This is a genomic window from Microbispora sp. H10949, from assembly GCF_014161435.1.
In the GTDB taxonomy this organism is placed as follows: Bacteria; Actinomycetota; Actinomycetes; order Streptosporangiales; family Streptosporangiaceae; genus Microbispora; species Microbispora triticiradicis.
The window spans coordinates 1-508 of sequence record NZ_JABBWZ010000047.1 but is presented as its reverse complement, the minus strand read 5'-3'; the positions used below and the strand labels follow the sequence as shown (position 1 = coordinate 508).

The window sequence follows — 508 nt, the reverse complement described above, 5'->3', positions numbered from 1 at the left end:
CCGCCGGGTGTCGACCAGCACCACCGCACCGATCGCCCCCCGCACCAGGTCATCCCACATGAACCAGAACCGATGCTGACCCGGCGTACCGAACAGATAAAGAATCAGATCCCGGTCCAGCGACACCCGCCCGAAATCCATCGCCACCGTCGTGGTCGTCTTGTGCGGCACCAGCCCCACATCATCCACACCCGCCGACGCGTCGGTCATCACCGCCTCCGTCGTCAACGGCACGATCTCCGACACCGCCCCCACGAAAGTCGTCTTGCCCACACCGAAACCCCCCGCGACCACGATCTTCGTCGAGGTCAGCCCCCGGCTAGAGCCTGCGAAGTCCACTGAGCACCCTTTCCAGCAAGTTCAGATCCGGCTTACCCGCCTCCAACTGCGGCTGATGCACATGCACCAACCCCTCCGCCGCCATGTCCGCGATCACCACACGAACCACACCCAGCGGAATCCGCAGCAACGCCGACACCTCCGCCACCGACCGCACCTGACGGCACAG

General features: G+C 65.2%; 2 protein-coding genes. Both read right to left on the bottom strand.

Features of this window, described 5'->3' with window-relative positions:
• Positions 1-312: GTP-binding protein (locus HHX40_RS35535; RefSeq protein WP_203950682.1), on the bottom strand; the 312-nt coding region annotated here is incomplete at its 3' end.
• 7 nt (positions 313-319) lie between these two features.
• Positions 320-508, bottom strand: a 189-nt coding sequence (locus HHX40_RS35530) for a DUF742 domain-containing protein (protein ID WP_138463408.1), incomplete at its 5' end; no start/stop codon positions are given.